The organism is Rhodococcus sp. NPDC078407, assembly GCF_044542515.1.
Taxonomy (GTDB): domain Bacteria; phylum Actinomycetota; class Actinomycetes; order Mycobacteriales; family Mycobacteriaceae; genus Rhodococcoides.
On record NZ_JBITUQ010000003.1, the window covers coordinates 177,006 to 201,908 of the forward strand.

The window sequence follows — 24,903 nt, forward strand, 5'->3', positions numbered from 1 at the left end:
TCGGGTCACAACCCGAAATTGCCCGGACCGCGACGCCTCAGGTACTTCTCGAACTCGGCCGCAATGGCGTCGCCGTCGACCTTGGCGATCGCGTCGGACATGTCCACCTCGGCATCACCGCGCTCTTCGAGGCTACGCACGTATTCGCTGATCTCGTCGTCTTCCTTCGTCATCTCGGTGACGGCCTCTTCCCACTCCTCCGCCTGGGCGGGAAGTTCGCCGAGGGGTACCTCTATGTCGAGAACGTCCTCAACCCGCTGCAGCAACGCAACGGTCGCTTTGGGATTCGGCGGCTGTGAGACGTAGTGGGGCACCGCAGCCCAGAACGACACTGCGGGGACGCCGGCCTTGACGCACTCGTCCTGCAGCACGCCGGTGATGCCGGTCGGGCCCTCGTATCGGGTCTGTTCGAGGTTGAACTGTTCGGCCGATTCGGTGCTGTACGCAGTGCCGGTGACCGGGACCGGCCTGGTGTGCGGGGTGTCGGCAAGCAGTGCTCCCAGGATCACGACGGTCTCGACTCCCAGCTGTTCGACGAATTCGAGCAGGTCGTCGCAGAAACTGCGCCAGCGCATGTTGGGTTCGATACCGCGCAACAGGACCACGTCGCGCTCGCTGCCGGGGGGCGAACACACAGACAATCGAGTGGACGGCCACTCGATCTCGCGGGTGACACCGTCGATCTGACGGACGGTGGGCCTGTTGACCTGGTAGTCGTAGTAGTCCTCGGAGTCCAGCTCGGCGAGAGGACTGGCGTCCCAGATCAGTTCCAGGTGCTCGACCGCGCCGCTCGCCGCGTCGCCCGCGTCGTTCCAGCCCTCGAAAGCAGCCACCAGAATCGGCGAACGCAATTCCGGGATGTCGCCGTCCTCGTCGTCCAGCTCGTGGATCGGAGAATCTGTGGCGTTCGCCACAGCGTCGTGAACGGCCTCGATCAACGCGGCGTCGAATGGCGCATCCGCGCCGATACCCGAATTGTCCGTATTTTCCATACCGTCGTCGTTCGGGGACTGGCCATCGAGGTTTCGGGGACTCACCACGACAGCCTACGACCCGAGGTAACTTCGGTGCCCACTACTCTGTAGTGATGCCCGATCAACACAAGCCCAGTCTGCTCGATGCGATTTCTCGTCGCGTTGTCATCGGCGACGGCGCGATGGGCACCATGCTCCAGGATGCCGACCTGACACTCGACGACTTCCTCGGCCTGGAGGGATGCAACGAGATCCTCAATGCCACCAGGCCGGACGTGCTGCGCGAGATCCACCGTGAGTACTTCGCGGCCGGGGCCGACGCCGTGGAAACGAACACCTTCGGGTGCAACCTACCCAACCTGGCCGACTACGACATCGAGGATCGAATCCGCGAGTTGGCCGAGAAGGGCACCCGGCTCGCACGGGAGACCGCCGATGAGATGGGCCCCGGCCGCGACGGGGTGGGCCGGTTCGTCCTGGGGTCGATGGGGCCCGGAACCAAGCTGCCCACACTCGGGCACGCTCCGTTCGCACGGCTGCGCGACGCCTACACCGAGGCCGCCCTGGGAATGATCGACGGTGGAGCCGATGCCATCCTGGTGGAGACGTGCCAGGATCTGCTGCAGGTCAAGGCCGCGATCATTGGCAGTCAGCATGCGATGGACAAGCTCGGTGTTCGCATCCCGATCATCACGCACGTGACGGTCGAGACGACGGGCGCGATGCTCGTCGGCAGCGAAATCGGTGCCGCACTGACGGCCCTCGAGCCCCTCGGTATCGACATGATCGGGCTCAATTGCGCGACCGGCCCGGCCGAGATGAGCGAGCACCTCCGCCACCTCTCCAAGCATTCGCGTCTGCCGGTGTCGGTGATGCCCAACGCCGGACTGCCCACGCTGGGTGCCAAGGGTGCCGAGTACCCCCTGACCGCCCCCGAATTGGCCGAGGCCCTGAGCGGTTTCGTCAGCGAGTACGGGCTGGCTCTCGTCGGCGGCTGCTGCGGCACCACACCCGAGCACATCCGTCAGGTCGCAGACATGGTCCACGGAGCCGCGAAGCTCGAACGCACACCCGCGCCGGAGCCGGGCGTCTCCTCGCTCTACAGCGCCGTTCCGTTCGAGCAGGATGCCAGCATTCTGATGATCGGCGAGCGCACCAACTCCAACGGATCCAAGGCATTTCGCGACGCGATGCTTGCCGAGGATTACGAGAAGTGCCTCGACATCGCCAAGGATCAGACACGCGACGGCGCGCACATGCTCGATCTCAACGTCGACTACGTCGGCCGCGACGGTGCTGCCGACATGGCCGCGTTGGCCAGCAGATTGGCGACCGCGTCGACGCTGCCGATCATGCTCGACTCCACCGAACCCGCCGTTCTCGAAGCAGGTTTGGAGCACCTCGGTGGCCGCAGCGCGGTCAACTCGGTCAACTACGAGGACGGCGACGGGCCCGATTCGCGGTTCCAGAAGATCATGCGACTGGTCAAGGAGCACGGTGCCGCTGTCGTCGCACTGACCATCGACGAGGAAGGCCAGGCGCGTACGGCCGAGTGGAAGGTGCGTGTCGCAGACCGTCTGATCACCGACATCACCGAGAACTGGGGCCTGCGCCACGAGGACATCATCGTCGACACCCTGACCTTTCCCATCTCGACGGGTCAGGAAGAGGTGCGACGGGACGGCATCGAGACCATCGAGGCGATCCGGCAGCTCAAGGAGAAGTACCCGAAGGTGCACACCACCCTCGGACTGTCGAACATCTCGTTCGGCCTCAACCCTGCTGCACGACAGGTGCTGAACTCGGTCTTCCTGCACGAGTGCACCCAGGCCGGGCTCGACACCGCCATCGTGCACGCGTCGAAGATCCTGCCGATGAACAAGATTCCCGACGAGCAGCGCGAGACTGCACTGGATCTGGTGTACGACCGGCGATCCGAGGGCTACGACCCGCTGCAGAAGCTCATGCAGCTCTTCGAGGGAGTCTCCGCGGCGTCGGCCCGAGAGTCGCGTGCCGAGGAACTGGGCCGCTTGCCCCTGTTCGAGCGACTCGAACGGCGCATCGTCGACGGCGAACGCAACGGACTCGACGCGGACCTCGACTCCGCGATGGCCGAGAAGCCGCCGCTGGAGATCATCAACGAGACGCTGCTCTCCGGCATGAAGACCGTCGGTGAGTTGTTCGGATCCGGTCAGATGCAGCTTCCGTTCGTGCTCGCGTCCGCCGAGGTGATGAAGGCCGCGGTGGCGTATCTCGAGCCGCACATGGAGGCGACCGACGACGACGGCAAGGGCCGTATCGTGCTCGGTACCGTCAAGGGCGATGTACACGACATCGGCAAGAATCTCGTCGACATCATCTTGAGCAACAACGGCTACGAGGTCGTCAATCTGGGTATCAAGCAACCCATTTCGACCATTCTGGAAGCCGCGATCGACAAGCGTGCCGACGTCATCGGCATGTCCGGGCTACTGGTGAAATCGACCGTGGTCATGAAGGACAACCTCATCGAACTGAACTCGAAGGGCGTCGCGGAGCAGTTCCCGGTTCTCCTCGGCGGCGCGGCACTGACGCGCTCGTACGTCGAGAACGATCTGCAAGACGTCTACGAGGGTGACGTCCACTATGCGCGAGACGCATTCGAGGGCCTCCGGTTGATGGACACCATCATGACCACCAAGCGTGGCGGCGGCCCGGCCCCCGACAGTCCCGAGGCGCTCGCCGCGAAAGCCAAGGCCGCCGAGCGCAAGGAACGCCACGAACGGTCCAAGCGGATCGCCGAGAAGCGCAAAGCCGCTGAGGCACCGGTCGTCGTGCCCGAAAGATCCGATGTCGCGGCCGATATCGACATTCCGGTTCCGCCCTTCTGGGGAACGCGCATCGTCCGAGGCGTGTCCTTGGCGGATTACTCGGGACTGCTCGACGAGCGCGCGCTGTTCCTCGGGCAATGGGGACTGCGCGGCGCTCGGAAGGGTGAAGGTGCCACCTACGAAGACCTGGTGGAATCGGAAGGTAAACCGCGCCTGCGCTATTGGCTGGACCGTCTGAGTACCGACGGCATCCTCGCGCACGCCGCACTGGTGTACGGATACTTCCCGGCGGTGTCCGAGGGAGACGACGTCGTCGTGCTCACCGAGCCGCAGCCCGATGCACCCGAACGCTTCCGGTTCACGTTCCCGCGTCAGCACCGGGATCGATTCCTGTGCATCTCGGATTTCGTGCGATCGCGTTCCGCTGCCAAGGAATCGGGTCGAGTCGACGTTCTGCCGATGAATCTGGTGACGATGGGCCAGCCCATCGCGGACTTCGCGAACGAGCTGTTCGCTGCCGACGCCTACCGCGACTACCTCGAAGTGCACGGAATCGGTGTTCAGCTCACCGAAGCGTTGGCCGAGTACTGGCATCGCCGGGTGCGAGAGGAACTGAAACTCTCCGACGGCAAATCGGTGGCCGCGGAGGATCCCACCGAAGCTGAGGGGTACTTCAAACTCGAATACCGTGGTGCCCGTTACTCGTTCGGTTACGGAGCCTGCCCCGATCTCGAAGACCGCATCAAGCTCGCCGCACTCCTCGAGCCCGAGCGAATCGGCGTCAAGCTGTCCGAGGAACTGCAGCTCCATCCTGAGCAGTCGACCGATGCATTCGTGCTGCATCACCCGGAGGCCAAGTACTTCAATGTCTAGTACAACTGCGCTGCGAGGTGTCCTGTGGGACATGGACGGCACGCTGCTCGACTCGGAGAAGATCTGGGACGTCGCCATCGGTGAGTACTCCCGCAGTCTCGGTACAGAACTGAGCGCGGAGGTGCGTGAGACCACCCTCGGCAATTCGATGCGCGACGCGTTGAGCAAGGTGCTGGCCAACGCCTCGGTCGAGGTCACCGACGAGCATCTGGCTCAGGGGCGCGAATGGCTGACGGCCCGGGTCGGAGATCTGTTCGCCGAGGGAATTCCGTTGCGACCCGGTGCCAAGGATGCGCTTGCGCTCGTGCGTGAGATGGGCCTGTCCACCGGATTGGTCACCAATACCGAGCGAGGTCTGGTCGAGCGAGCTCTGGACACCCTGGGGCGCGACTACTTCGACATCACCGTCAGCGGCGACGAGGTCGAGTTCGGCAAACCCCACCCCGCACCGTATCTGCGTGGTGCGGCTCTACTCGGGGTCGACGTGGGTGCCTGCCTGGCGGTGGAGGACTCGCCGACAGGCTCGCTGTCCGCCCACACCGCCGGGTGCCCGGTGCTGGTGGTCCCATCGGAGATCGCCGTTTCTGCAGCCCCGGGATACACCATTCGCGACGGCTTGGTCGGCTTGACCGCCGACGAGGTCCGGCGGGCCTGGGCTGCCTGATTCCATCCCGATTTCGACCGAATTCGTGCACCCGAGCGACGACGTGAAAGAATGTGCAGCCGTGAAGACTTTCGATTCCCTGTTCGCCGAGCTCACCGACCGAGCGAAGAACCGCCCGGAAGGCTCCGGCACCGTGGCGGCGTTGGACGCGGGAGTTCACTTCCAGGGCAAGAAGGTGCTCGAAGAAGCGGGCGAAGTGTGGATCGCGGCCGAGCACGAGAGCGACGACGCGCTCGCCGAGGAAATTTCGCAGCTGCTGTACTGGGTGCAGGTGATGATGGTGGGCAAAGGCATCGAGCTCGAGGACGTCTACCGACATCTGTGAGTTCAGGTCCGCACGTCTCCCACGAACTCGTCGAAGAAGGAAAACTCCATGCTGCGCGTAGCCGTACCCAACAAGGGCGCTCTCTCCGAGTCCGCCGCAGAGATCCTCAGTGAGGCCGGCTATCGACGCCGGAGCGACTCCAAGGACCTGACGGTTCTCGACCCCGCGAACGGCGTCGAATTCTTCTTTCTCCGCCCCAAGGACATCGCCATCTACGTCGGATCGGGCCAGCTCGATCTGGGTATCACCGGACGAGACCTGGCTCTCGACTCCGGTGCTGCGGTCGAAGAGCGGCTCGCGCTCGGTTTCGGCCGGTCGACGTTCCGCTACGCGGCACCCGCGGGCAAGGAATGGACGCCCGAGGACTTGGGCGGACTGCGTATCGCCACCTCGTACCCCAACCTCGTGCGAAAGGATCTGGCCGAGCGGGGCATGGAGGCCACGGTCATCCGCCTGGACGGTGCGGTCGAGATCTCCATCCAACTCGGAGTTGCAGACGCCATTGCCGACGTCGTCGAGTCGGGCCGATCACTGCGACAGAACAACCTCGTGGCTTTCGGTGAATCGCTCTGCGACTCGGAGGGCGTACTGATCGAACGCGCAGGCACTCCGGGTACCGACTCCGCACGCAAGCAACTCATCGCGCGCGTGCAAGGCGTCGTCTTCGCGCAGCAGTATCTGATGCTCGACTACGACTGCCCCAAGTCGATCCTCGACGAGGCCGTCAAGATCACCCCGGGAATCGAGTCGCCAACACTGGCACCGATGGTCGACGACAACTGGGTTGCCGTACGTGCCATGGTCTCTCGCAAGGTGCACAACAATGTCATGGATCAGCTCGCCGAGTTGGGTGCCAAGGCGATCCTCGCCTCCGACATCAGGTCGTGCCGAGCCTTCTAGAGATGCCGCGCCTTCTGGACGCGTGACAGATCGTCGGCGGTGCCGCTTCGGTCACGCGCGAGGGCGGACCAGGACAGTTTGAGCGATGCGGCCGACCGGCCCGAGCTCATCGCTGAGAGTCCCAGCGCACATGGCAATTCCGTCGGGCCCGGTGGAAGTCTCCGCCGAGACGCCGATCCATTCGCCTCGAGGCACTCGAAACACGTGCACCGTCAGGTCTGTGTTCAGGAAAGTCCATCGGTCGATCGGTAGTTTCGCACCGACTCCGTTCGCGATGTCGGCTATCGAGAACAAACGCTCGAGTGGTGTCATCGATTCGCCCAGTACCAGAACGGGTTTCGGCTTCGCCCACACTTCACCGGGGCCGGCTGCACCGAGCTCGGTGAGAAACTTGAACTCGACCGCGTCGAGATAGCCGGAGGCCCAGAGTCCGCCGAACGTGTTGTCCACCCCGCTGCTCACCGGCGGCATCACCGGATCACCGGTGTGTGCCACGCTTTCGGTCGGCGTGGTCCGCATACGCCACGCGCTGCCGCGTGCCACCGCTCGAGCACTACCGGATGAACTTTCCGCCCACAATTCCGCCACGACCAGTTCGACGTTGCCTCCAGGGCGTTCCGTCCACGCTCGAATCTCGATGTCCGCGACTGGAATCGGACCGAGTATGTCGACGGCTACCCTGCTGATACGGGTGTCGCCCCGAGCGTCGACGCGCGCGAGCGCACGGACCAGCAGAGCGGATGGCGGTGCCCCGTGCTGCATCGTCGGTGCCCAGAGACTGATGGTGTTCTCGGTGGCGGTGACCCGCTCGTGGCCGTCCCCGCTGACACCCGCGGGAACGAAGAATGCGTTCGGAGTCGTCATTGCTCGGTTGTCTCCGTGCCCTGGGCCGCCTGCGGCCAACCCGGGTACGGCGGGGGAGTGCCACCGAATTCCGGACACAGCGACCGATGGTCGCACCACTTGCACAGTGCGCCCTTCTTGGCGCGGAAGTCGCCGGTCTCACCCGCGGCCAGAATGGCCTTCCAGATGGCGGACAGCATGCGCTCGAACCTGCGGAGCTCGTCCTCGTCGGGCGCGTAGGTCAGTTCCTGCTTGTCGGCCAGATACATCAACTTCAATTGCGCCGGTACGACTCCGCGCATACGCATGATCATCAGCGCGTAGAACTTCATCTGGAACAGCGCCTTGGATTCGGTGAATTCGCGCGGCGCTCGGCCGGTCTTGTAGTCGACGACGCGGATCATGCCGTTGGGTGCGACATCGATCCGATCGATGAAGCCGCGCAGCGGAGTGCCGTCGTCCAACTGTGTTTCCACCCGTTGCTCGCAGGACTCGGGATCGAAGTGAGTCGGGTCCTCCAGCTCGTAGTACGAGGCGACCAGGGCTCGAGCACGGTCGAGGAACACCGCTCGCTCGTCTATCGGAATCAAAGATTCGATGTCGGGCGACTGCGCCACCACTCGCTCCCACGCCGGGTCCACCAGGTCGCGCGCAGTAGTCGGCACCCGATCTCGCGCAGGCAGCGCGTAGAGGGCCTCGAGTGCGGCATGCACCACAGTTCCTTTGACCTGCGCTTCGGTGGACACCTCCGGAACGCGGTCGACGGCGCGCAAGCGATAGAGCAGGGGGCACTGCTTGAAATCGCTTGCGCGGGAGGGTGACAACGCCGGCGTACTGCGGGGGCTCGGCGACGACAATGGTGGCCGAGCACTGTCGCCGAGGTCGAGTAGAGGCAAGTCGATGGGGGTCGACACGGAAATACTCACGACTGCGAGACTATGCCGCTGGTCCGACAACTTCGGTCAAGGCCGTAGTCTGGCACGTCGAGTCGTCCCCGACGCCTGCCCGTTCCGGTCGGTCGTCGAACCGAACAACGAAAGCAGGTTCCGCTGTGAACACCGGTGATTCCGCGTCCGCGTCGACCGACCGGTCCGAGGTCGACGCGCTCGTCGATGCCCCGGTTCCCAGCGCGGATGACGTCGTCACCGCCGTAGTCGACGAGATCGAGCTCGACCGAGCCCCGTCCGCGGACGAGCTCTTCGCCGCACCCCTTCCAGCCGGGCCCGCCCGCAGTGGGCCGTTCCGTGTCGGAGATCGAGTGCAGCTCACCGACGGCAAGGGTCGTCACTACACCGTCGTTCTCGAGGCAGGTAAGGAGTTCCACACCCACCGGGGCGGGATCACTCACGACAAGCTGCTCGGTGCCGACGAGGGCAGCGTCGTCACCTCCGTCAACGGCACCCCCTACCTCGCGCTGCGGCCGCTGTTGACCGACTACGTGCTGTCGATGCCTCGCGGCGCACAGGTCATCTACCCCAAGGATGCGGCGCAGATCGTCCACGAGGGGGATATGTTTCCCGGTGCCCGCGTTCTCGAGGCCGGGGCCGGTTCGGGCGCTTTGACGTGTTCGCTGCTGCGTGCTGTCGGCACGGCGGGAACGGTCATCTCGTACGAGATCCGGCAGGATCACGCCGACTACGCCGTGAAGAATGTCGAGACGTTCTTCGGCGAGCGCCCGTCGAATTGGCACCTGACGGTGGCCGACGTCGATCAGTTCGGCGTCGATCGCCCGGGTGAGCAGGTCGATCGGGTGGTTCTCGACATGCTGGCTCCCTGGGACGCACTGCCGGCAGTATCGAAGGCCCTCGTGCCCGGCGGAGTGCTGCTGGTCTATGTCGCCACCGTGACGCAGCTCTCCAAGGTCGTCGAAGCCCTACGCGCGCAGGAATGCTGGACCGAACCCCGCTCGTGGGAATCGATGGTCCGGGGTTGGCATGTCGTAGGCCTGGCAGTTCGGCCCGAGCATCGCATGCAGGGGCACACGGCATTTCTCGTCAGTGTCCGACGCCTCGCCGAAGGCACCGTCACGCCCAAGCCGCAGCGCCGATCCGGCAAGGGCTGACGGGTAGAGCCGACGGAGTTTTCGACCTCTCGGTCTAGGCGCACGGTGCCTGACCCATGGCAAGGATCTGGCACATACTGGCATCGGAGAGCTTCCACGTGCCGTCGATCAGAACCCAGGTCTGCGGCGATGGTGCTGCCGTACCCCGTGGGGTGGCGATCGCGACATCGGCGGTGGAGGTTTCGCCTTCGACCGTCGGCTCGGCCACCTCGAACGTGATCGCTCCGTAGTTCGCCAGCGCCGCGGTCATGGCGTCGAGGTTCGTCAGACGCGCCTGACCGTTCTCGACTGCGGCCGCTTTGGTGGCCGCGTCGATGTCCGGTGCCACCAATTGCAGCAGCGATGCTTCGAGTTCAGCGGCCGTCGGTGCCGCGACAGGCGGCACCTCGGTCGTCGCGTCGGCCGATTCTGCGGCCGAGGTCGAAGTGTGATCGGTGGAACCGGTTTCGTCTGCGGTGCTGCACCCGGCCACCGACATCGCCGCCGCGGCGAGTGCGACGCTTGCCGACACTATGCGCATTTTCACTGGTGAAGCCCCTGATTCCGTCGTCGGTCCTGCAGTTGGTCAGGTGAGGCTAACATGACCCCGACTGGGATTCGGGTGTGGTCCGAACGTGCCCGATCGTGGTGTCGGTCCGCACATTCGGGTCGGTGCCGGTAGCGTTGATAGATCGTCACTGGGAGGAGTCGCTCATGAGCTCAACAGACAATCCGGATGTGGCCGCGGCCAGAGCCGAACTGGACGCCGTGCGAGCCGAAGCCGCTTCACTGCGTCGCCAACTGGGGGAGTCCCCCGAGCAGGTACGCGAACTCGAAGGCCGGGTCGATTCGCTCTCGCTGCGCAACACCAAGCTGATGGACACCCTCAAAGAGGCCAGGCAACAGCTCATCGCACTCCGCGAGGAGGTCGATCGACTCGGTCAGCCGCCGAGCGGCTACGGCGTTCTGCTGAGTGTGTTCGACGACGGAACGGTCGATGTGTTCACGTCCGGTCGCAAGATGCGGCTCACGTGCTCGCCAAACATCGAGGCCGATTCGCTGGCACCGGGACAGACCGTGCGGCTCAACGAGGCCTTGACCATCGTCGAGGCCTGCACCTTCGACCAGGTCGGTGAGATCAGCACCCTCCGTGAGCTTCTGGGCGACGGGTCGCGGGCCCTCGTCGTCGGTCACGCCGACGAGGAGCGCGTCGTATGGCTGGCCAAGCCGTTGATCGACATGGTCAACGACGAAGGTCCCGTCGATCCGGACGAACCCTCACGCAGACTGCGTCCCGGCGACTCGCTTCTGGTCGACACCAAGGCCGGCTATGCCTTCGAGCGCGTCCCGAAGGCCGAGGTGGAAGACCTCGTCCTCGAGGAAGTTCCGGACGTCGGATACGAGGACATCGGTGGTCTCGGTCGTCAGATCGAGCAGATCCGCGACGCCGTCGAGCTGCCGTTCCTGCACAAGGATCTGTTCCGCGAGTACTCGCTTCGGCCACCGAAGGGCGTACTCCTGTACGGCCCTCCCGGCTGCGGAAAGACGTTGATCGCCAAGGCTGTTGCCAACTCGTTGGCCAAGAAGATCGCGGAGGCTCGCGGGCAGGATGCGAAGGAGGCCAAATCCTTCTTCCTCAACATCAAGGGTCCCGAACTGCTCAACAAGTTCGTCGGTGAAACCGAACGCCACATTCGCATGATCTTCCAGCGTGCCCGTGAAAAGGCGTCCGAGGGCACTCCGGTCATCGTCTTCTTCGACGAGATGGATTCGATCTTCCGTACGCGTGGTTCGGGCGTCTCGTCGGACGTCGAGACGACCGTCGTACCTCAGCTGCTCGCCGAGATCGACGGCGTCGAGGGTCTCGAGAACGTCATCGTGATCGGTGCCTCCAACCGCGAGGACATGATCGACCCCGCGATCCTGCGGCCCGGTCGCCTCGACGTCAAGATCAAGATCGAGCGTCCCGACGCGGAGTCGGCACAGGACATCTTCTCCAAGTACCTGACCGACTCGCTTCCGGTCAACGCCGACGATGTCGCCGAGTTCGGTGGAGACCGCGCGGCGTGCATCGCAGGCATGATCGATCGGGTCGTCGAGCGCATGTACGCCGAGAGCGACGACAACCGCTTCCTCGAGGTGACGTATGCCAACGGAGACAAGGAAGTTCTGTACTTCAAGGACTTCAACTCCGGTGCCATGATTCAGAACATCGTGGACCGCGCGAAGAAGTACGCCATCAAATCGGTCCTCGAAACCGGCAATGCCGGTCTTCGGATTCAGCACCTCTTCGACTCCATCGTCGACGAGTTCGCCGAGAACGAAGATCTGCCGAACACCACGAACCCGGACGACTGGGCGCGCATCTCCGGTAAGAAGGGCGAGCGAATCGTGTACATCCGGACGCTGGTCACCGGTAAGAATGCCAGCGCGAGCCGGGCGATCGACACCGAGTCCAACACCGGCCAGTACCTGTAGATCCTGCACGTACAGATCTGTCGCAGAGGAGTATCGGGGCGCGTCCGCACAGGGCGCGCCCCGATCTGCGTCCGCATGCCGTCTAGGCTCGACTCATGCAGCGCATCATCGGTATCGAGGTCGAGTACGGCATTTCGTCGCCCACCGAACCCACCGCCAATCCGATCCTGACGTCGACCCAGGCCGTGTTGGCCTATGCGGCAGCAGCCGGGGTACCGCGGGCGAAGCGCACACGCTGGGACTACGAAGTCGAGTCGCCCCTTCGCGACGCCCGCGGTTTCGACCTCGGACGCTTCAGCGGCCCGGCACCGGTCATCGATGCCGACGAGATCGGCGCGGCCAACATGATTCTCACCAACGGTGCCCGTCTGTACGTCGATCATGCTCACCCCGAGTACTCGGCTCCGGAAGTACGGGATCCACTCGATGCCGTCATCTGGGACAAGGCCGGCGAGCGTGTCATGGAGGCGGCCGCGCGGCACGCGTCGAGCGTCCCTGGGGCTCCGCGTCTGCAGCTGTACAAGAACAACGTCGACGGCAAGGGCGCGTCCTACGGCACGCACGAGAACTATCTGATGTCGCGTGAGACGCCCTTCTCGGCCGTGATCGCCGGGCTCTCACCGTTCTTCGCGTCGCGGCAGGTGATCACGGGGTCAGGACGCGTCGGAATAGGCCAGTCCGGCGACGAGGCCGGATTCCAACTGTCGCAACGAGCGGACTACATCGAGGTGGAGGTCGGTCTCGAGACCACCCTCAAGCGCGGAATCATCAACACCCGAGACGAGCCGCATGCGGACGCCGACAAGTACCGAAGACTGCACTGCATCATCGGCGATGCCAACCTCGCCGAGATGTCGACCTACCTCAAGGTCGGCACCACAGCGCTGGTACTCGACCTGATCGAGGCCGGGGTGGATCTCTCCGACCTTCAGCTCGCTCGACCGGTGACCGCTGTCCATCAGATCAGCCACGACCCCACCCTCCGCAAGGCAGTGGCTCTTGCGGATGGACGCGAGCTGACCGGGCTTGCGCTCCAACGTATCTACCACCAGCGGGCCGCGAAGTTCGTGGCCGCCGAGGGCAGCGAGGACGCGCGCGCTCTGGACGTGCTCGACAAGTGGGCCATGGTGCTCGACCTCCTCGAGCGCGATCCGATGGACTGCGCCCACTTGCTGGATTGGCCCGCGAAGCTTCGTCTGCTGGAAGGTTTCCGCCAGCGCGAAGGCCTGGGTTGGTCGGCGCCGCGGCTCCACCTGGTGGACCTGCAGTATTCCGATGTTCGCCTCGACAAGGGGCTCTACAACAGGTTGGTCGCCCGTGGGTCGATGGACCGCCTGGTCACCGAACAACAGGTTCTCGACGCCGTGGGCACACCGCCGGAGGACACCAGGGCGTACTTCCGCGGCGAGTGCCTCCGCAAATTCGGGGCCGACATCGCCGCAGCGAGCTGGGACTCGGTGATCTTCGACCTCGGCGGCGACTCACTGGTGCGCATCCCGACGCTCGAACCGCTGCGCGGTACCAAATCGCACGTCGGGGCGCTGCTCGAGTCCGTGGACAGCGCTGCCGAGCTCGTCGACCAACTCACCAACTGAGCACCCGGCAGCGCAATCCGACCGATCGATGGTGTCTCGACGCCCGCACGGCCGGTCTGTCGGTAGGGTAAAGGTCCGTGCACTTTCGGCGGAACGTTCGGTTGCACTTGCACATCCACAACGGTGCTTCTCGAATGAATCGATGAACGTGCAGTAGATGTGTTCTCTCGATACACGGAGGAGGTCGGCGACTATGGCACAGGAGCAGACACGGCGCTCTGGCGGCGGCGACGACGATGAGGTCCCAGGCGACACCGGAGCCGGTGGGCAGGAACGGCGCGAGAAGCTGGCCGAGGAGACCGACGACCTTTTGGACGAGATCGACGACGTCCTCGAGGAGAATGCCGAGGACTTCGTGCGGGCCTACGTGCAGAAAGGCGGCCAGTGACGGTGGATCGTTCGGACCCTCGGTCGGCCGGTGACGGAATGACGATCCCGTTGGGGTCGAGCAGTTCGTCGTTCTCCGACTACCTCCGTCAACATGCCCCTCATCTGTTGCCCGAGAGCGGTGTCGCCGCAGACCTTGCCTCACACGCTGCCGACCGCAGCGACAAGTCCGGCATCGCTCCACACGGGACGACGATCGTCGCGCTCACCTATGCGGGTGGAGTCCTGATCGCCGGTGATCGACGCGCTACTCAGGGCAATCTGATCGCCAACCGTGATATGCAGAAGGTCTATGTCACCGACGAGTACTCCGCGGCCGGCATCGCCGGAACCGCAGGAATAGCGATCGAGCTCGTCCGGCTCTTCGCGGTCGAACTCGAGCACTACGAGAAGATCGAAGGCGTTCCGCTCACCTTCAACGGCAAGGCCAACAAGCTGTCGTCGATGGTGCGGAGCAACCTCGGTGCCGCCATGCAGGGTCTGGCCGCCGTCCCGTTGCTTGTCGGGTTCGACGTCGACATCTCGGACCCGGATCGTGCCGGACGCATCGTGTCCTACGACGTCGTCGGCGGGCGCTACGAGGAGCGCTCGGGCTACCACGCGGTCGGGTCCGGGTCGCTGTTCGCCAAGTCCGCCCTCAAGAAGCTCTATCACCCGGGAATGACCGAGGAAGACGCACTTCGCGCAGCGGTCGAGTCGCTGTACGACGCCGCCGACGACGACTCCGCCACCGGTGGCCCGGACGTCACCCGCGGGATATACCCGACGGCGGTAGCCATCACCAGCGTCGGGGCGGACGACGTTGCTCACGAGAGGATTTCGGCTGCAGCTCGGTCCGTCCTCGCGGAGCGGACCGAGAGCGCTGCGCATTCCGGTGGTGCCGAACAGCACACCCGGGCGGGCCAGCGTGTGAGCGAAGGGGACAGCGCACCATGACGATGCCGTACTACGCATCTGCCGAACAGATCATGCGCGATCGTTCGGAGTTGGCGCGCAAGGGAATCGGCCGCGGCCGGAGCGTCATCGTACTGACCTACGCGGACGGCGTGCTGTTCGTGGCAGAGAATCGCTCGACCGCGTTGCACAAGGTCAGCGAACTCTACGACCGGATCGGCTTCGCCGCGGTGGGCAAGTACAACGAGTTCGAGAACCTCCGGAAGGCCGGCATCCAGCACGCCGACATCAAGGGGTACACCTACGACCGGCGTGACGTGACCGGAAGGTCGCTCGCCAAGACCTACGCGCAAGCGCTCGGCACGATCTTCACCGAACAGCTCAAGCCGTACGAGGTGGAGATCTGCGTCGCGGAGGTGTCGCATCAGGACGAGGCGATCGCCACGCAGCTCTACCGCATCACGTACGACGGTTCCATCGTCGACGAACAGGATTTCGTCGTCATGGGTGGAACGACCGAGCCGATCGTGGCAGCACTGAAGGACACCTATCGTGCCGGCCTCGATCTCGCCGATGCGGTACGCGTGGCAGTGGAGGCACTCACCGCGGGCCCCGCGGTTCCGCCCGCTGCGGGCGGTGAGCCCGAGAAGAAGGTACTCGAGGTATCGGCACTCGAAGTGGCCGTGTTGGACCAAGGTCGGCCCCGGCGAGCGTTCCGACGCATCGCCGGAGCTGCTCTCGAGGACATGTTGCCGGCGTCGCCACCAGCTGCCGAGGCGGGCCCCACGTCGTAGTGGACCCGCCGAACACCGGACGGCCTCGCGCGCTACCTCTTTCGGTAGAGCACGAGGCCGTTCTTGTCACTGTCGAACTCGAACGAACGGCCCTCGCCCACCACTTCTCCGTCGGCCGCGAGTGCGACCGGCGCACCCTCGACCTCCACGGTCAGGGTGTGCACAGCTCGCCGCACATAGGCCGGCGACGAGCCGAGGGTGCCCGTCACCGTCGCCCACAGCAGACGGGTCCTCGACGCCTTCGGTTCCGCGGGAAGAAATCGCACATCCAGCGTTCCGGTGTGAATGCTGCTGCGCGACATGGGAACTTGATCGCTCGGTACGTATTCACCGTTGCCGACGAACAGCATCCATACCGAGTGCCCCGTGCCGTCGAGGCGGATGTTCAGGGGCTCGGCAGCCGCCAGCACCCGTGTCATCGCCACTGCTGCGGCGGGCCACTTGCCGATACGGCCCTGGAGCTTCTGACGCAACCGCACCGAATCGGGGTAACCGCCGAACGTCGCGGTGTTGACGAACGACACGCTGCGACCGTCGATGGACACCTCCGCGATGTCGGCCAGCTCTGCGGTGCCCTCCTCGATGGCTGCGGCAGTGTCCTCGACGGCGGTCAGACCGGTGTCACGGGCGAAATGATTGAGGGTGCCACCGGGAAACGCCGCGAGCGCCAACCCGTTCCGCACGGCCGACGCAGCAACACTGACCACGGTTCCGTCTCCGCCGCAGACGCCGAGTGCGCGCGCTGACGTTTTCCGAATTCGCTGTTCGAGTTGTTCGTTGAAGTCCAGGTCCGGGTCGGGGACGAACAGATCGGCCTCGGGAAGTGCTCGACGAATCGCGTCGGGCACCGACTCGGAACCATCACCCGATCCGGGATTGACGAGCACGAGCAGCCCTCGTCCGCCCCGAAGCGGCTCGACGTCGACCTGTGAGCCCAGGTCAGCGGGTGCTTCCGACCGTACGGCCCACCATCGACGGGTGGACAGGGCGATAGCCGCACCGAGTGCGGCCCCCGCGATGACGTCGGTGGGCCAGTGCACTCCGACGTGAACGCGGGAGTAGCAGACAGCGGCCGCAACGGGTGCCAGAGCGACTCCTGCCAAGGGAGATTCGACGGCAACGGCGGTCACGAAGGCCGCCGCAGAAGCCGAGTGTCCGGATGGAAAAGAGGACGACACCGGCGGAGCCAGTACCTGGCGCAGGACCGGGACCAGCTCTGCTTCGGGACGAGAGCGCGGGAACAACGGCTTGAGCAACCCGTTGGCAGTGGCGCTCGCGCCGGCGAGCGCGACGAGTCCGCGAACCCCTCCGCGGCGCGCCGGACCACCCGCCGCCACGAGTGCCGCGGCAACGACGAGCCAAAGACGGCCGTGATCGGCCGCGGTGCTGAGCGCACGCAGGCCCGCGTCGGCCCGGCTGGACCGTAGCGCTCCACTTCGTGTCACCAGCGAAAGGTCCCACGCATGAACGGCAGCCCGAGCAGAGGTTCGCGAAGGTGTCATGACACCCAGCCTAGGCACGCGTGACGGCATCCTGATGGAGGGACGACATCGGGGCGCTCCGACGCATCGAATCGGAGGTTGCGTTGTAGTGTCGAAGTGTGCAGCGACGAATTATGGGCATCGAGACAGAGTTCGGTGTGACATGTACTTTTCACGGTCACCGACGCCTCAGTCCGGACGAAGTGGCTCGCTACCTGTTCCGTCGGGTGGTCTCGTGGGGTCGTAGCTCGAATGTGTTCCTCCGCAACGGTGCCCGCCTGTACCTCGATGTCGGCTCGCACCCCGAGTACGCGACGGCCGAGTGCGACAGCCTGTTGCAACTGGTCACCCACGACCGGGCCGGCGAGCGAGTGCTCGAGGACCTGCTCATCGACGCGGAGCAGCGCCTGGCCGAGGAGGGTATCGGCGGCGACATCTACCTGTTCAAGAACAACACCGACTCGGCCGGCAACTCGTACGGTTGCCACGAGAACTTCCTGGTTCAGCGAGCGGGGGAGTTCTCCCGCATCTCGGACGTGCTCCTCCCTTTCCTGGTCACGCGTCAATTGATCTGCGGCGCAGGCAAGGTGCTGCAAACACCGAAAGCCGCTACCTTCTGCCTGTCGCAGCGCGCCGAACACATCTGGGAAGGGGTTTCCTCGGCCACCACGCGGTCGCGGCCGATCATCAACACGCGCGACGAACCCCACGCCGACGCCGAGAAGTACCGTCGCCTGCACGTCATCGTGGGCGACTCGAACATGGCCGAGACCTCCACGATGCTCAAGGTCGGAACGGCAGCCCTCGTCCTCGAGATGATCGAGGCGGGAGTCTCTTTCCGAGACTTCGCGTTGGACAATCCGATTCGCGCCATTCGCGAGGTCAGTCACGACCTCACCGGACGACGCCCCGTCAGGCTCGCCGGGGGACGCCAGGCGAGCGCGCTCGACATTCAGCGCGAGTACTACGCCCGGGCCGTCGAGCATCTGAAAACGCGCGAGCCGAACACTCAGGTGGAGCAGGTGGTCGACCTGTGGGGTCGCACCCTCGATGCCATCGAGACACAGGACTTCGCGAAGGTCGACACCGAGATCGACTGGGTCATCAAGCGCAAACTGTTCCAGCGCTACCAGGATCGGTACTCGATGGAGCTGTCCGACCCGAAGATCGCCCAACTGGATCTCGCCTATCACGACATCAAGCGCGGTCGCGGCGTGTTCGACCTGCTGCAACGCAAGGGATTGGCCAAGCGCGTCACCGAGGACGAGCAGATCGACGAAGCAGTCGATCTTCCGCCGCAGACCACCCGCGCCAAACTGCGAGGGGAGTTCATCACCGCAGCTCAGGAAGCGGGCCGAGACTTCACCGTGGACTGGGTACACCTCAAACTGAACGACCAAGCGCAACGCACCGTGTTGTGCAAGGACCCGTTCCGCTCGGTCGACGAACGGGTGGAACGCCTGATCGCGTCGATGTAATACCACTACCGCTCCGGCAACTCGGGTCGCTACCGCTCCGGCAACTCGGGTCGCTACCGCTCCGGTGCCCGGGGAGCAACTAGGCTCGACAGTCGTGGCCACCACCAAAGTCGAACGCCTGATGAATCTGGTCATCTGTCTGCTGTCGACACGTCAGTTCCTCACCGCGGAATGGATCCGTGAGAGCGTTGCCGGATACGACGACTCGGCGAGCCACGAGGCCTTCAGCAGAATGTTCGAGCGCGACAAGAACGAACTGCGCGATCTCGGCGTTCCTCTCGAAACCGGAGTTGCCACCAGATTCGGCGGTGTCGAGGGCTACCGCATCAATCGAGACGCGTACGAGCTCCCCGATATCGACCTCACCAGTGAGGAATCAGCGGCCGTTGCCGTCGCCGTCAAGCTCTGGGAGTCGCCCGAGCTCACGTCCGCCGCGCAGAGTGCGCTGCTCAAGCTCCGGGCAGCGGGAATCCAGGTCGATCAGAACGAGTCCGCGGCCGCGGTGACCGCAGTTCCCGCGCGCACCCGGGGCTCCGAGCCGGCACTGGGCGCGTTGTTGGCAGCCATCGACGACGGCAAGTCGGTGCGGTTCGAGCATCGACCGTCGTTGACGGAACCGTTCACCACCAGAACCGTCCAACCGTGGGGCGTCGTGACGTTCCGTGGCCGGTGGTATCTGGTGGGACACGACGTGGATCGCGACGACACTCGAACGTTTCGACTTTCCCGGATCGGCGACGAGGTCAAGGCCTTCGGCGCACCGCAGAGTGTCCGCAAACCCGAGGGTGTCGATCTTCAGGACATCGTCCGACGAGTAGCGGGGACGTCCTCGGTATCGGGCACCGCACGAGTGTGGCTGCACGACGGCAGGGCACTGGAACTACGCCGAATGGGAACGATTGTGGCCGTGCAGAATCTGGGCACCCGAAGCGGGACCGTGGTCGAGGTCCCCGTGCGGTCCTGGGACTGGATCTCGCGGTTGATCGCGGGCCACGGAGCCGATGCGGTCGTGCTCGAACCCGCAGAACTGCGAGCAGATGTGATCTCGACGTTGCAGACGGCCGCGGGCGCGGAGGCCGAGCGATGAGCGCGCGCCTGTCGGTCCGGTTGGCCAGGCTCTTGAACATGGTGCCGTTCTTCATGGCCAATCCTGGACTGAGCGCCGAGGAAGCTGCCCGCGAGCTGGGTGTGTCGACAGCAACGCTGATGGCAGATCTGAATCAACTGTGGATGTGCGGTCTACCCGGGTACGGCCCGGGCGACCTCATCGACCTTTCCTTCTCCGAGGAGAGCATCGACGTGACGTTCTCCGCCGGGATAGACCGTCCACTGCGACTGACGTCGACCGAGGCGACGGCGCTTCTGGTGGCGCTCCGATCACTGACGTCGATGCCCGGCATGGTGGATCCCTCTGCTGCACAGCGAGCTATCGCGAAGATCGAAACCGCAGCCGGGTCGGCGGCCGCCAACGTGCCGCTGTCCTCGGACCACGACAGCGCAGGCACCGAGGAGGGCCCGGTCTCGAGCGCCGTTCGATCTGCTCTGCGCAACCGGCACGCACTGGACCTGACGTACTACTCTGCGTCACGAGACGTCGTCACCGAACGCACAGTCGACCCCATCAGGACCGTGGTCGTCGACGACAACAGCTACCTACAGGCGTGGTGCAGAGGAGCCGAGGGCGTGCGGCTTTTCCGGTTCGACCGCATCGATTCGGCCAACGAGCGAGACGAGCCCGCCGCGCCGCCGGAATCTGTTCAGGACGAGGATGCGTTCGAGATCTTCAACGACGATCCTTCTCTGTCGCAGGCGCGACTGAAGGTGTCACCTGCTTACGCCTGGATTCTCGATTACTACCCGATGACTCAGGTGGCAGCGGATTCCGACGGGTCGATCGAGGTGACGATGCGATTTGCGACCCTCCAGTGGATGACGCGTCTGACACTCGGTTTCGGCGGCGGCGTCAGGGTACTTTCACCTGAATCCTTGGTGAACTCCGTCCGTGAACGCGCACGTTCTGCGCTGGACGTGTACTCCGAGCTGGACTCGACCAGCGCTGACTCCGCCGTCACAACATGAACGTGAGGCAAACCGAACCTCGTCGCTGCTGAAGCAGTCATCCGCAGTCGGGTACGCTCGAATCATCTGATCTCAGGAGGTTCACATGGGATTCACCAGTCCCTGGCACTGGGCGATCGTTGCAGTGGTCGTCATCATCTTGTTCGGTTCCAAGAAGCTGCCCGACGCTGCTCGTGGACTCGGCCGCTCGTTGCGCATCTTCAAGAGCGAGGTGAAGGAAATGCAGAACGACGGCAAATCCGACACCGACACCACCACGGCGCAGCAGCCGAGCGCGCCGGCTCAGCTGCCTTCGCCCGCTCCGGTGGCACCGTCGAACGTCGACGCACAGCACGACGCGAAGTCTGCCTGAGCGAAAACCACTCAGCACACCTTCGGTGCCGCTTCGGCACCGAAGGTTCACTGCTGTCGGAAGCGGCTCAGTGCCGGCCGACCGAAGAAGGCTGACCGTAGAACACCATGCGCATTCCGTTCGATCCGCGGCGGAGCAAACGCCGAGTCAATCCCGACGGCACGATGTCGTTGGTCGATCATTTGTACGAGTTGCGAACGCGGCTCCTGCTGTCGATCCTCGCTGTCGCGATTACCACGGCATTCGGGTTCTTCTGGTACTCGCATACCATTCTGGGCGTCGAGAGCCTCGGTGATCTCTTGCGAGGCCCGTACTGCACGCTCGATCCGAGTCTGCGCGCAGACCTGAGCAACGACGACCAATGCCGCCTGCTGGCAACCGGGCCGTTCGATCAATTTCTGCTCCGATTCAAGGTTGCCTTCACGGCCGGGGTCGTACTCGCCTGCCCGATCTGGCTCTATCAGATCTGGGCTTTCATCACCCCGGGCCTGTACGCCAACGAACGGCGATACGCAGTCTCGTTCGTCACCGGCGCAGCGGCTCTGTTCGTCACCGGAGCCGTCCTGGCCTACTACGTCGTCGCCAAAGGCCTGCACTTTCTGCTCTCCATCGGCGACAACGTGCAGATCACTGCACTGAGTGGCGATCAGTACTTCGGCTTCCTGATCAACCTCCTCATCATCTTCGGCGTCAGCTTCGAGATTCCGTTGCTGGTCGTCGCCCTGAACTTCGTCGGCGTACTCACCTATGAGCGACTCAAGGCGTGGCGTCGAGGTCTCATCTTCGGACTGTTCGTCTTCGCCGCCATCGCGACACCGGGACAGGACCCGTTCTCGATGTTGGCGCTGGCACTGGCACTGACGGTCCTCTTCGAGATGGCGGTGCAGATTGCGCGAATTCACGACAAGCGTAAGTTGCGCAAGAGAAGAGATGAATGGGGTGATGTGTCAGATGACGAAGCAACGCGTATCGAAGGCGCAAGTAAACTCGAGTCCCCACACGCTGTCGCTCCCACACCGCCGCCCAGCGGAATCGGCGATGCGACCCGAACGCAGGCAGAGTACGACGACATCATCTGACCTCGGTCACCACGTCGGGACAGGCGCATGACGGAGTCGACGGTAGGACTCGAGCCGAGTCCACAACCCGATCAACAACCCAGTGCGCTGCAACAATTCTCGGCCGAACTCGGTTTCCCGCTCGACAGATTTCAGGTCGATGCCTGTACCGCACTCCAGAACGGCCACGGTGTTCTGGTCTGTGCCCCCACCGGAGCAGGAAAGACGGTGATCGGTGAATTCGCCGTCCACCTCGCCTTGGCAGCCGGGCGTAAATGCTTCTACACCACCCCCATCAAGGCACTGAGCAATCAGAAGTTCGCCGAGCTGACCGCACGGTACGGCCGCGACGCGGTCGGCCTGCTCACCGGAGATTCGTCCATCAATCCCGACGCACCCGTCGTCATCATGACGACGGAGGTTCTCCGCAACATGCTCTACGCGTCGTCCGACGCCCTGCGCGGGTTGTCCCACGTTGTCATGGACGAGGTGCACTACCTGGCCGATCGCTTCCGAGGTGCCGTGTGGGAAGAGGTCATCCTGCATCTGTCCGACGATGTTCGCCTGGTGAGTCTGTCGGCCACGGTCAGCAACGCCGAGGAGTTCGGCGCGTGGATGAGCACCGTTCGTGGCGACACGACCGTCGTCGTGGACGAGAACCGGCCCGTACCTCTCTCGCAGCACATCATGGTCGGACGTCGGTTGTTCGACCTGTTCGACACCCGAGCGCAGTCACCCGACGGCAAGCAGAAGGTCGTGGTGGACCGCGAGCTGGTCCGGCACGTCAAACAGCGTCAATCTCTCGACTCGATGGACCGCTGGCACGCGCCGCACAGCCGCGGCCGCGGCGGTCGTGCGGGTGGAGGTGGTCGCGGCGGCGGTCAGGGCGGCGGCGGTCAGGGCGGCGGAGCGAACAACCGTCCGCTGGCTCGGCCCGATGTGATCGCCAAACTCGACGAAGAGGGCCTGCTTCCCGCGATCACCTTCATCTTCAGCCGAGCCGGTTGTGACGGTGCCCTGACCCAATGCATGCGATCACGGTTGGTGCTCACGACGCCCGAGCAGGCCGAGGAAATTCGCTACATCGTCGAGAAACACACGTCGGAGCTCCCACGCGAGGACCTGGAGGTTCTGGGCTTCTGGGAATGGCGTGACGCACTCGAACGTGGTTTCGCCGCCCACCACGCGGGAATGCTGCCGGTCTTCCGGCACACAGTCGAGGAGCTGTTCGTCAAGGGTTTGGTCAGAGCGGTGTTCGCAACCGAGACCTTGGCGCTCGGGATCAACATGCCGGCCCGCACCGTGGTGCTCGAAAAGCTCGTCAAGTTCAACGGTGAGACCCACGCGGAGTTGACGCCGGGGGAGTACACCCAGTTGACCGGCCGGGCCGGGCGCCGTGGCATCGACGTCGAAGGCCATGCCGTCGTGCTGTGGCAGCCGGGCACGGAGCCGACCGAAGTCGCAGGGCTCGCGTCCACCCGCACGTTTCCGTTGCGCAGTTCGTTCGCGCCGGCCTACAACATGTCGATCAACCTGATCGAACAGTTCGGTGCAGCCGATTCACGTCTACTGCTCGAACGCTCCTTCGCGCAGTTCCAGGCCGATCGATCCGTTGTCGGAATGGTGCGCGGGATCGAGAAGAACATGCAGACGCTCGAGACACTCGCTGCGCGCCTCGGCGGACCCGACGGCGAGTACTTCGAGTACGCACGGCTGCGCGAGCGCTTGAAAGATCGCGAGAAGACCCTCGAACGCCAGAACCGTTCCGACAGACGTGACAAAGCAGTCGATTCGCTGCGCGCCCTACGCCGCGGCGATGTGATCTCGGTCCCGACGGGTCGCCGCAGCGGCCTCGCCGTAGTCCTCGAGCCGGACGACGACCGAGCCGATCCGCGTCCACTCGTGCTGACCGAGGACAAGTGGGCCGGACGCCTCTCGGCAGCGGACTTCCCCTCAGCTGCAACGCCGTTGGGCACCATGCGACTGCCTCGGTTCGTCGACCATCGCACCGCGAAGACCCGGCGAGACCTGGCGGCTGCGCTGGTGACGCGCGGCATCTCGCAGCCGTCGGACCGCATCCGGCGCAAGTCGACAGCAGCGGACGACAAAGAGCTGGCCACGCTGCGTCGAGCCATCCGATCGCACCCCGTGCATGCCCGGCCCGATCGTGACGAACTCGGCCGTACCGGCGAGCGTTACAACCGATTGGCTCGCGAGACCGAAACGATGCGTCAGAAAGTGTCGGCGACGACGAACTCTCTGGCTCGCACCTTCGACCGCATCCTGGCCCTACTCGCCGACCGCGGCTACGTGACCGCAGGTAAAGATCCCAAGGTGACCGACGACGGTGCCAGGTTGAGCAGGATCTACTCCGAGTCGGATCTGCTCGTGGCGGAGTGCCTCCGAAGTGGCCTGTGGCAGGGCCTGTCACCTGCCGAGCTGGCGGCGGTGGTCTCGGCCGTCGTCTACGAGTCCAGGTCGGAGGGAGACATCACACCCCACGGTCCGACGGGGCCGATTCGCCATGCGCTCACCGAAACGGTTCGGGTGTGGCACGACCTCCGTGCGGACGAGGTTCGGCACAAGCTACCGCCGACGAGAGAACCCGACATGGGCTTCGTGAAGGCCATCTACAAGTGGGCGTCCGATCACTCGTTGGTCGACGCCCTCGTCACGGCCGGGGACAACGGCAAGGCGCTCTCGGGGGGAGACTTCGTGCGATGGTGCCGCCAGGTGATCGACTTGCTGGATCAGGTTCGCCTCGCTGCCCCGGAACCGGAACTGTCGCGAACTGCGGCGCGGGCGATCGCGGCACTGCGCCGCGGCGTGGTCGCCGTCGATGCCGCATGACGGCAGCGAATCGGACTGCTGGGTCGG

The 24,903-nt window shown here is 64.5% G+C and carries 21 protein-coding genes; 16 read left to right on the forward strand and 5 right to left on the reverse strand.

Going from position 1 to position 24,903, the window contains the following annotated elements; genetic code table 11:
- Nucleotides 1-5 precede the first annotated feature (5 nt).
- Entirely contained in the window at nt 6-992 is a 987-nt protein-coding gene (locus ACIGGF_RS05130; RefSeq protein WP_397520453.1) for a PAC2 family protein, read from the reverse strand.
- A gap of 95 nt (nt 993-1,087) precedes the next feature.
- Between ACIGGF_RS05130 and metH the strand changes: the two genes are divergently transcribed.
- The 4 genes from metH (at nt 1,088) to hisG (ending at nt 6,546) form a co-directional block, all read left to right on the forward strand.
- Nucleotides 1,088-4,657, forward strand: a complete 3,570-nt coding sequence (gene metH / locus ACIGGF_RS05135) for a methionine synthase (RefSeq protein WP_397520291.1) — start codon at nt 1,088-1,090, stop codon at nt 4,655-4,657.
- Nucleotides 4,650-5,321, forward strand: coding sequence for an HAD family hydrolase (locus tag ACIGGF_RS05140; RefSeq protein ID WP_397520292.1), 672 nt, complete (start codon nt 4,650-4,652; stop codon nt 5,319-5,321). Before metH ends, ACIGGF_RS05140 begins: the two co-directional genes overlap by 8 nt.
- A gap of 61 nt (nt 5,322-5,382) precedes the next feature.
- The gene (locus ACIGGF_RS05145) at nt 5,383-5,646 is read left to right on the forward strand and encodes a phosphoribosyl-ATP diphosphatase (protein ID WP_397520293.1); all 264 of its coding nucleotides are present in this window, start codon (nt 5,383-5,385) and stop codon (nt 5,644-5,646) included.
- Nucleotides 5,647-5,694: 48 nt separating this feature from the next.
- Nucleotides 5,695-6,546 carry an ATP phosphoribosyltransferase gene (gene hisG, locus ACIGGF_RS05150; protein ID WP_397520294.1) on the forward strand — a complete coding sequence of 284 codons (852 nt, stop codon included), beginning with the start codon at nt 5,695-5,697 and terminating at the stop codon, nt 6,544-6,546.
- A 51-nt stretch (nt 6,547-6,597) separates the two neighbouring features.
- Here the strand turns inward: hisG and ACIGGF_RS05155 are convergent, their stop codons facing one another.
- A complete protein-coding gene (locus ACIGGF_RS05155; protein ID WP_397520295.1) occupies nt 6,598-7,410 on the reverse strand; it encodes a thioesterase family protein in 813 nt (270 codons plus the stop codon).
- Nucleotides 7,407-8,246 carry a RecB family exonuclease gene (locus tag ACIGGF_RS05160; protein ID WP_397520454.1) on the reverse strand — a complete coding sequence of 280 codons (840 nt, stop codon included), beginning with the start codon at nt 8,244-8,246 and terminating at the stop codon, nt 7,407-7,409. The genes ACIGGF_RS05155 and ACIGGF_RS05160 overlap by 4 nt, the downstream gene beginning before the upstream one ends.
- 305 nt (nt 8,247-8,551) lie before the next feature.
- Here ACIGGF_RS05160 and ACIGGF_RS05165 point away from each other — a divergent pair, with 305 nt between their 5' ends.
- A complete protein-coding gene (locus ACIGGF_RS05165; RefSeq protein WP_397520455.1) occupies nt 8,552-9,451 on the forward strand; it encodes a tRNA (adenine-N1)-methyltransferase in 900 nt (299 codons plus the stop codon).
- A 34-nt stretch (nt 9,452-9,485) separates the two neighbouring features.
- Here ACIGGF_RS05165 and ACIGGF_RS05170 read toward each other — a convergent pair whose 3' ends face one another.
- On the reverse strand, nt 9,486-9,971 hold the full coding sequence (locus ACIGGF_RS05170) for a hypothetical protein (RefSeq protein WP_397520456.1): 486 nt from the start codon (nt 9,969-9,971) through the stop codon (nt 9,486-9,488).
- Nucleotides 9,972-10,144: 173 nt separating this feature from the next.
- Here ACIGGF_RS05170 and arc point away from each other — a divergent pair, with 173 nt between their 5' ends.
- The 5 genes from arc (at nt 10,145) to prcA (ending at nt 15,578) form a co-directional block, all read left to right on the forward strand.
- Nucleotides 10,145-11,908, forward strand: coding sequence for a proteasome ATPase (gene arc, locus ACIGGF_RS05175; protein ID WP_397520296.1), 1,764 nt, complete (start codon nt 10,145-10,147; stop codon nt 11,906-11,908).
- Between the two features lie 95 nt (nt 11,909-12,003).
- A complete protein-coding gene (gene dop / locus ACIGGF_RS05180; protein WP_397520297.1) occupies nt 12,004-13,503 on the forward strand; it encodes a depupylase/deamidase Dop in 1,500 nt (499 codons plus the stop codon).
- Between the two features lie 193 nt (nt 13,504-13,696).
- Complete coding sequence (locus ACIGGF_RS05185) at nt 13,697-13,891, forward strand: ubiquitin-like protein Pup (protein WP_008716348.1); 195 nt, start codon at nt 13,697-13,699, stop codon at nt 13,889-13,891.
- Nucleotides 13,888-14,826 (forward strand): proteasome subunit beta, encoded by a 939-nt coding sequence (prcB, locus tag ACIGGF_RS05190; protein WP_397520298.1) that lies wholly within the window; start codon nt 13,888-13,890, stop codon nt 14,824-14,826. Before ACIGGF_RS05185 ends, prcB begins: the two co-directional genes overlap by 4 nt.
- Nucleotides 14,823-15,578 (forward strand): proteasome subunit alpha, encoded by a 756-nt coding sequence (prcA, locus tag ACIGGF_RS05195; RefSeq protein WP_397520299.1) that lies wholly within the window; start codon nt 14,823-14,825, stop codon nt 15,576-15,578. The genes prcB and prcA overlap by 4 nt, the downstream gene beginning before the upstream one ends.
- 32 nt (nt 15,579-15,610) lie before the next feature.
- Here prcA and ACIGGF_RS05200 read toward each other — a convergent pair whose 3' ends face one another.
- On the reverse strand, nt 15,611-17,080 hold the full coding sequence (locus tag ACIGGF_RS05200) for a phosphatase PAP2 family protein (RefSeq protein ID WP_397520300.1): 1,470 nt from the start codon (nt 17,078-17,080) through the stop codon (nt 15,611-15,613).
- A gap of 98 nt (nt 17,081-17,178) precedes the next feature.
- On the opposite strand from ACIGGF_RS05200, the gene pafA reads away from it, so the two are divergent.
- The 6 genes from pafA (at nt 17,179) to ACIGGF_RS05230 (ending at nt 24,876) form a co-directional block, all read left to right on the forward strand.
- The gene (gene pafA, locus ACIGGF_RS05205; RefSeq protein ID WP_170944814.1) at nt 17,179-18,537 is read left to right on the forward strand and encodes a Pup--protein ligase; all 1,359 of its coding nucleotides are present in this window, start codon (nt 17,179-17,181) and stop codon (nt 18,535-18,537) included.
- Nucleotides 18,538-18,631: 94 nt separating this feature from the next.
- Nucleotides 18,632-19,624, forward strand: coding sequence for a helix-turn-helix transcriptional regulator (locus ACIGGF_RS05210; RefSeq protein ID WP_397520301.1), 993 nt, complete (start codon nt 18,632-18,634; stop codon nt 19,622-19,624).
- Complete coding sequence (locus tag ACIGGF_RS05215) at nt 19,621-20,616, forward strand: helix-turn-helix transcriptional regulator (protein ID WP_397520302.1); 996 nt, start codon at nt 19,621-19,623, stop codon at nt 20,614-20,616. Before ACIGGF_RS05210 ends, ACIGGF_RS05215 begins: the two co-directional genes overlap by 4 nt.
- 85 nt (nt 20,617-20,701) lie before the next feature.
- Entirely contained in the window at nt 20,702-20,968 is a 267-nt protein-coding gene (tatA, locus tag ACIGGF_RS05220) for a Sec-independent protein translocase subunit TatA (RefSeq protein WP_397520303.1), read from the forward strand.
- A 107-nt stretch (nt 20,969-21,075) separates the two neighbouring features.
- Nucleotides 21,076-22,047: a twin-arginine translocase subunit TatC gene (gene tatC, locus ACIGGF_RS05225; protein ID WP_397520304.1), complete on the forward strand. Its 972-nt coding sequence runs from the start codon at nt 21,076-21,078 to the stop codon at nt 22,045-22,047.
- Between the two features lie 27 nt (nt 22,048-22,074).
- Nucleotides 22,075-24,876 carry a DEAD/DEAH box helicase gene (locus ACIGGF_RS05230; RefSeq protein ID WP_397520305.1) on the forward strand — a complete coding sequence of 934 codons (2,802 nt, stop codon included), beginning with the start codon at nt 22,075-22,077 and terminating at the stop codon, nt 24,874-24,876.
- The last annotated feature ends 27 nt before the right edge of the window (nt 24,877-24,903 follow it).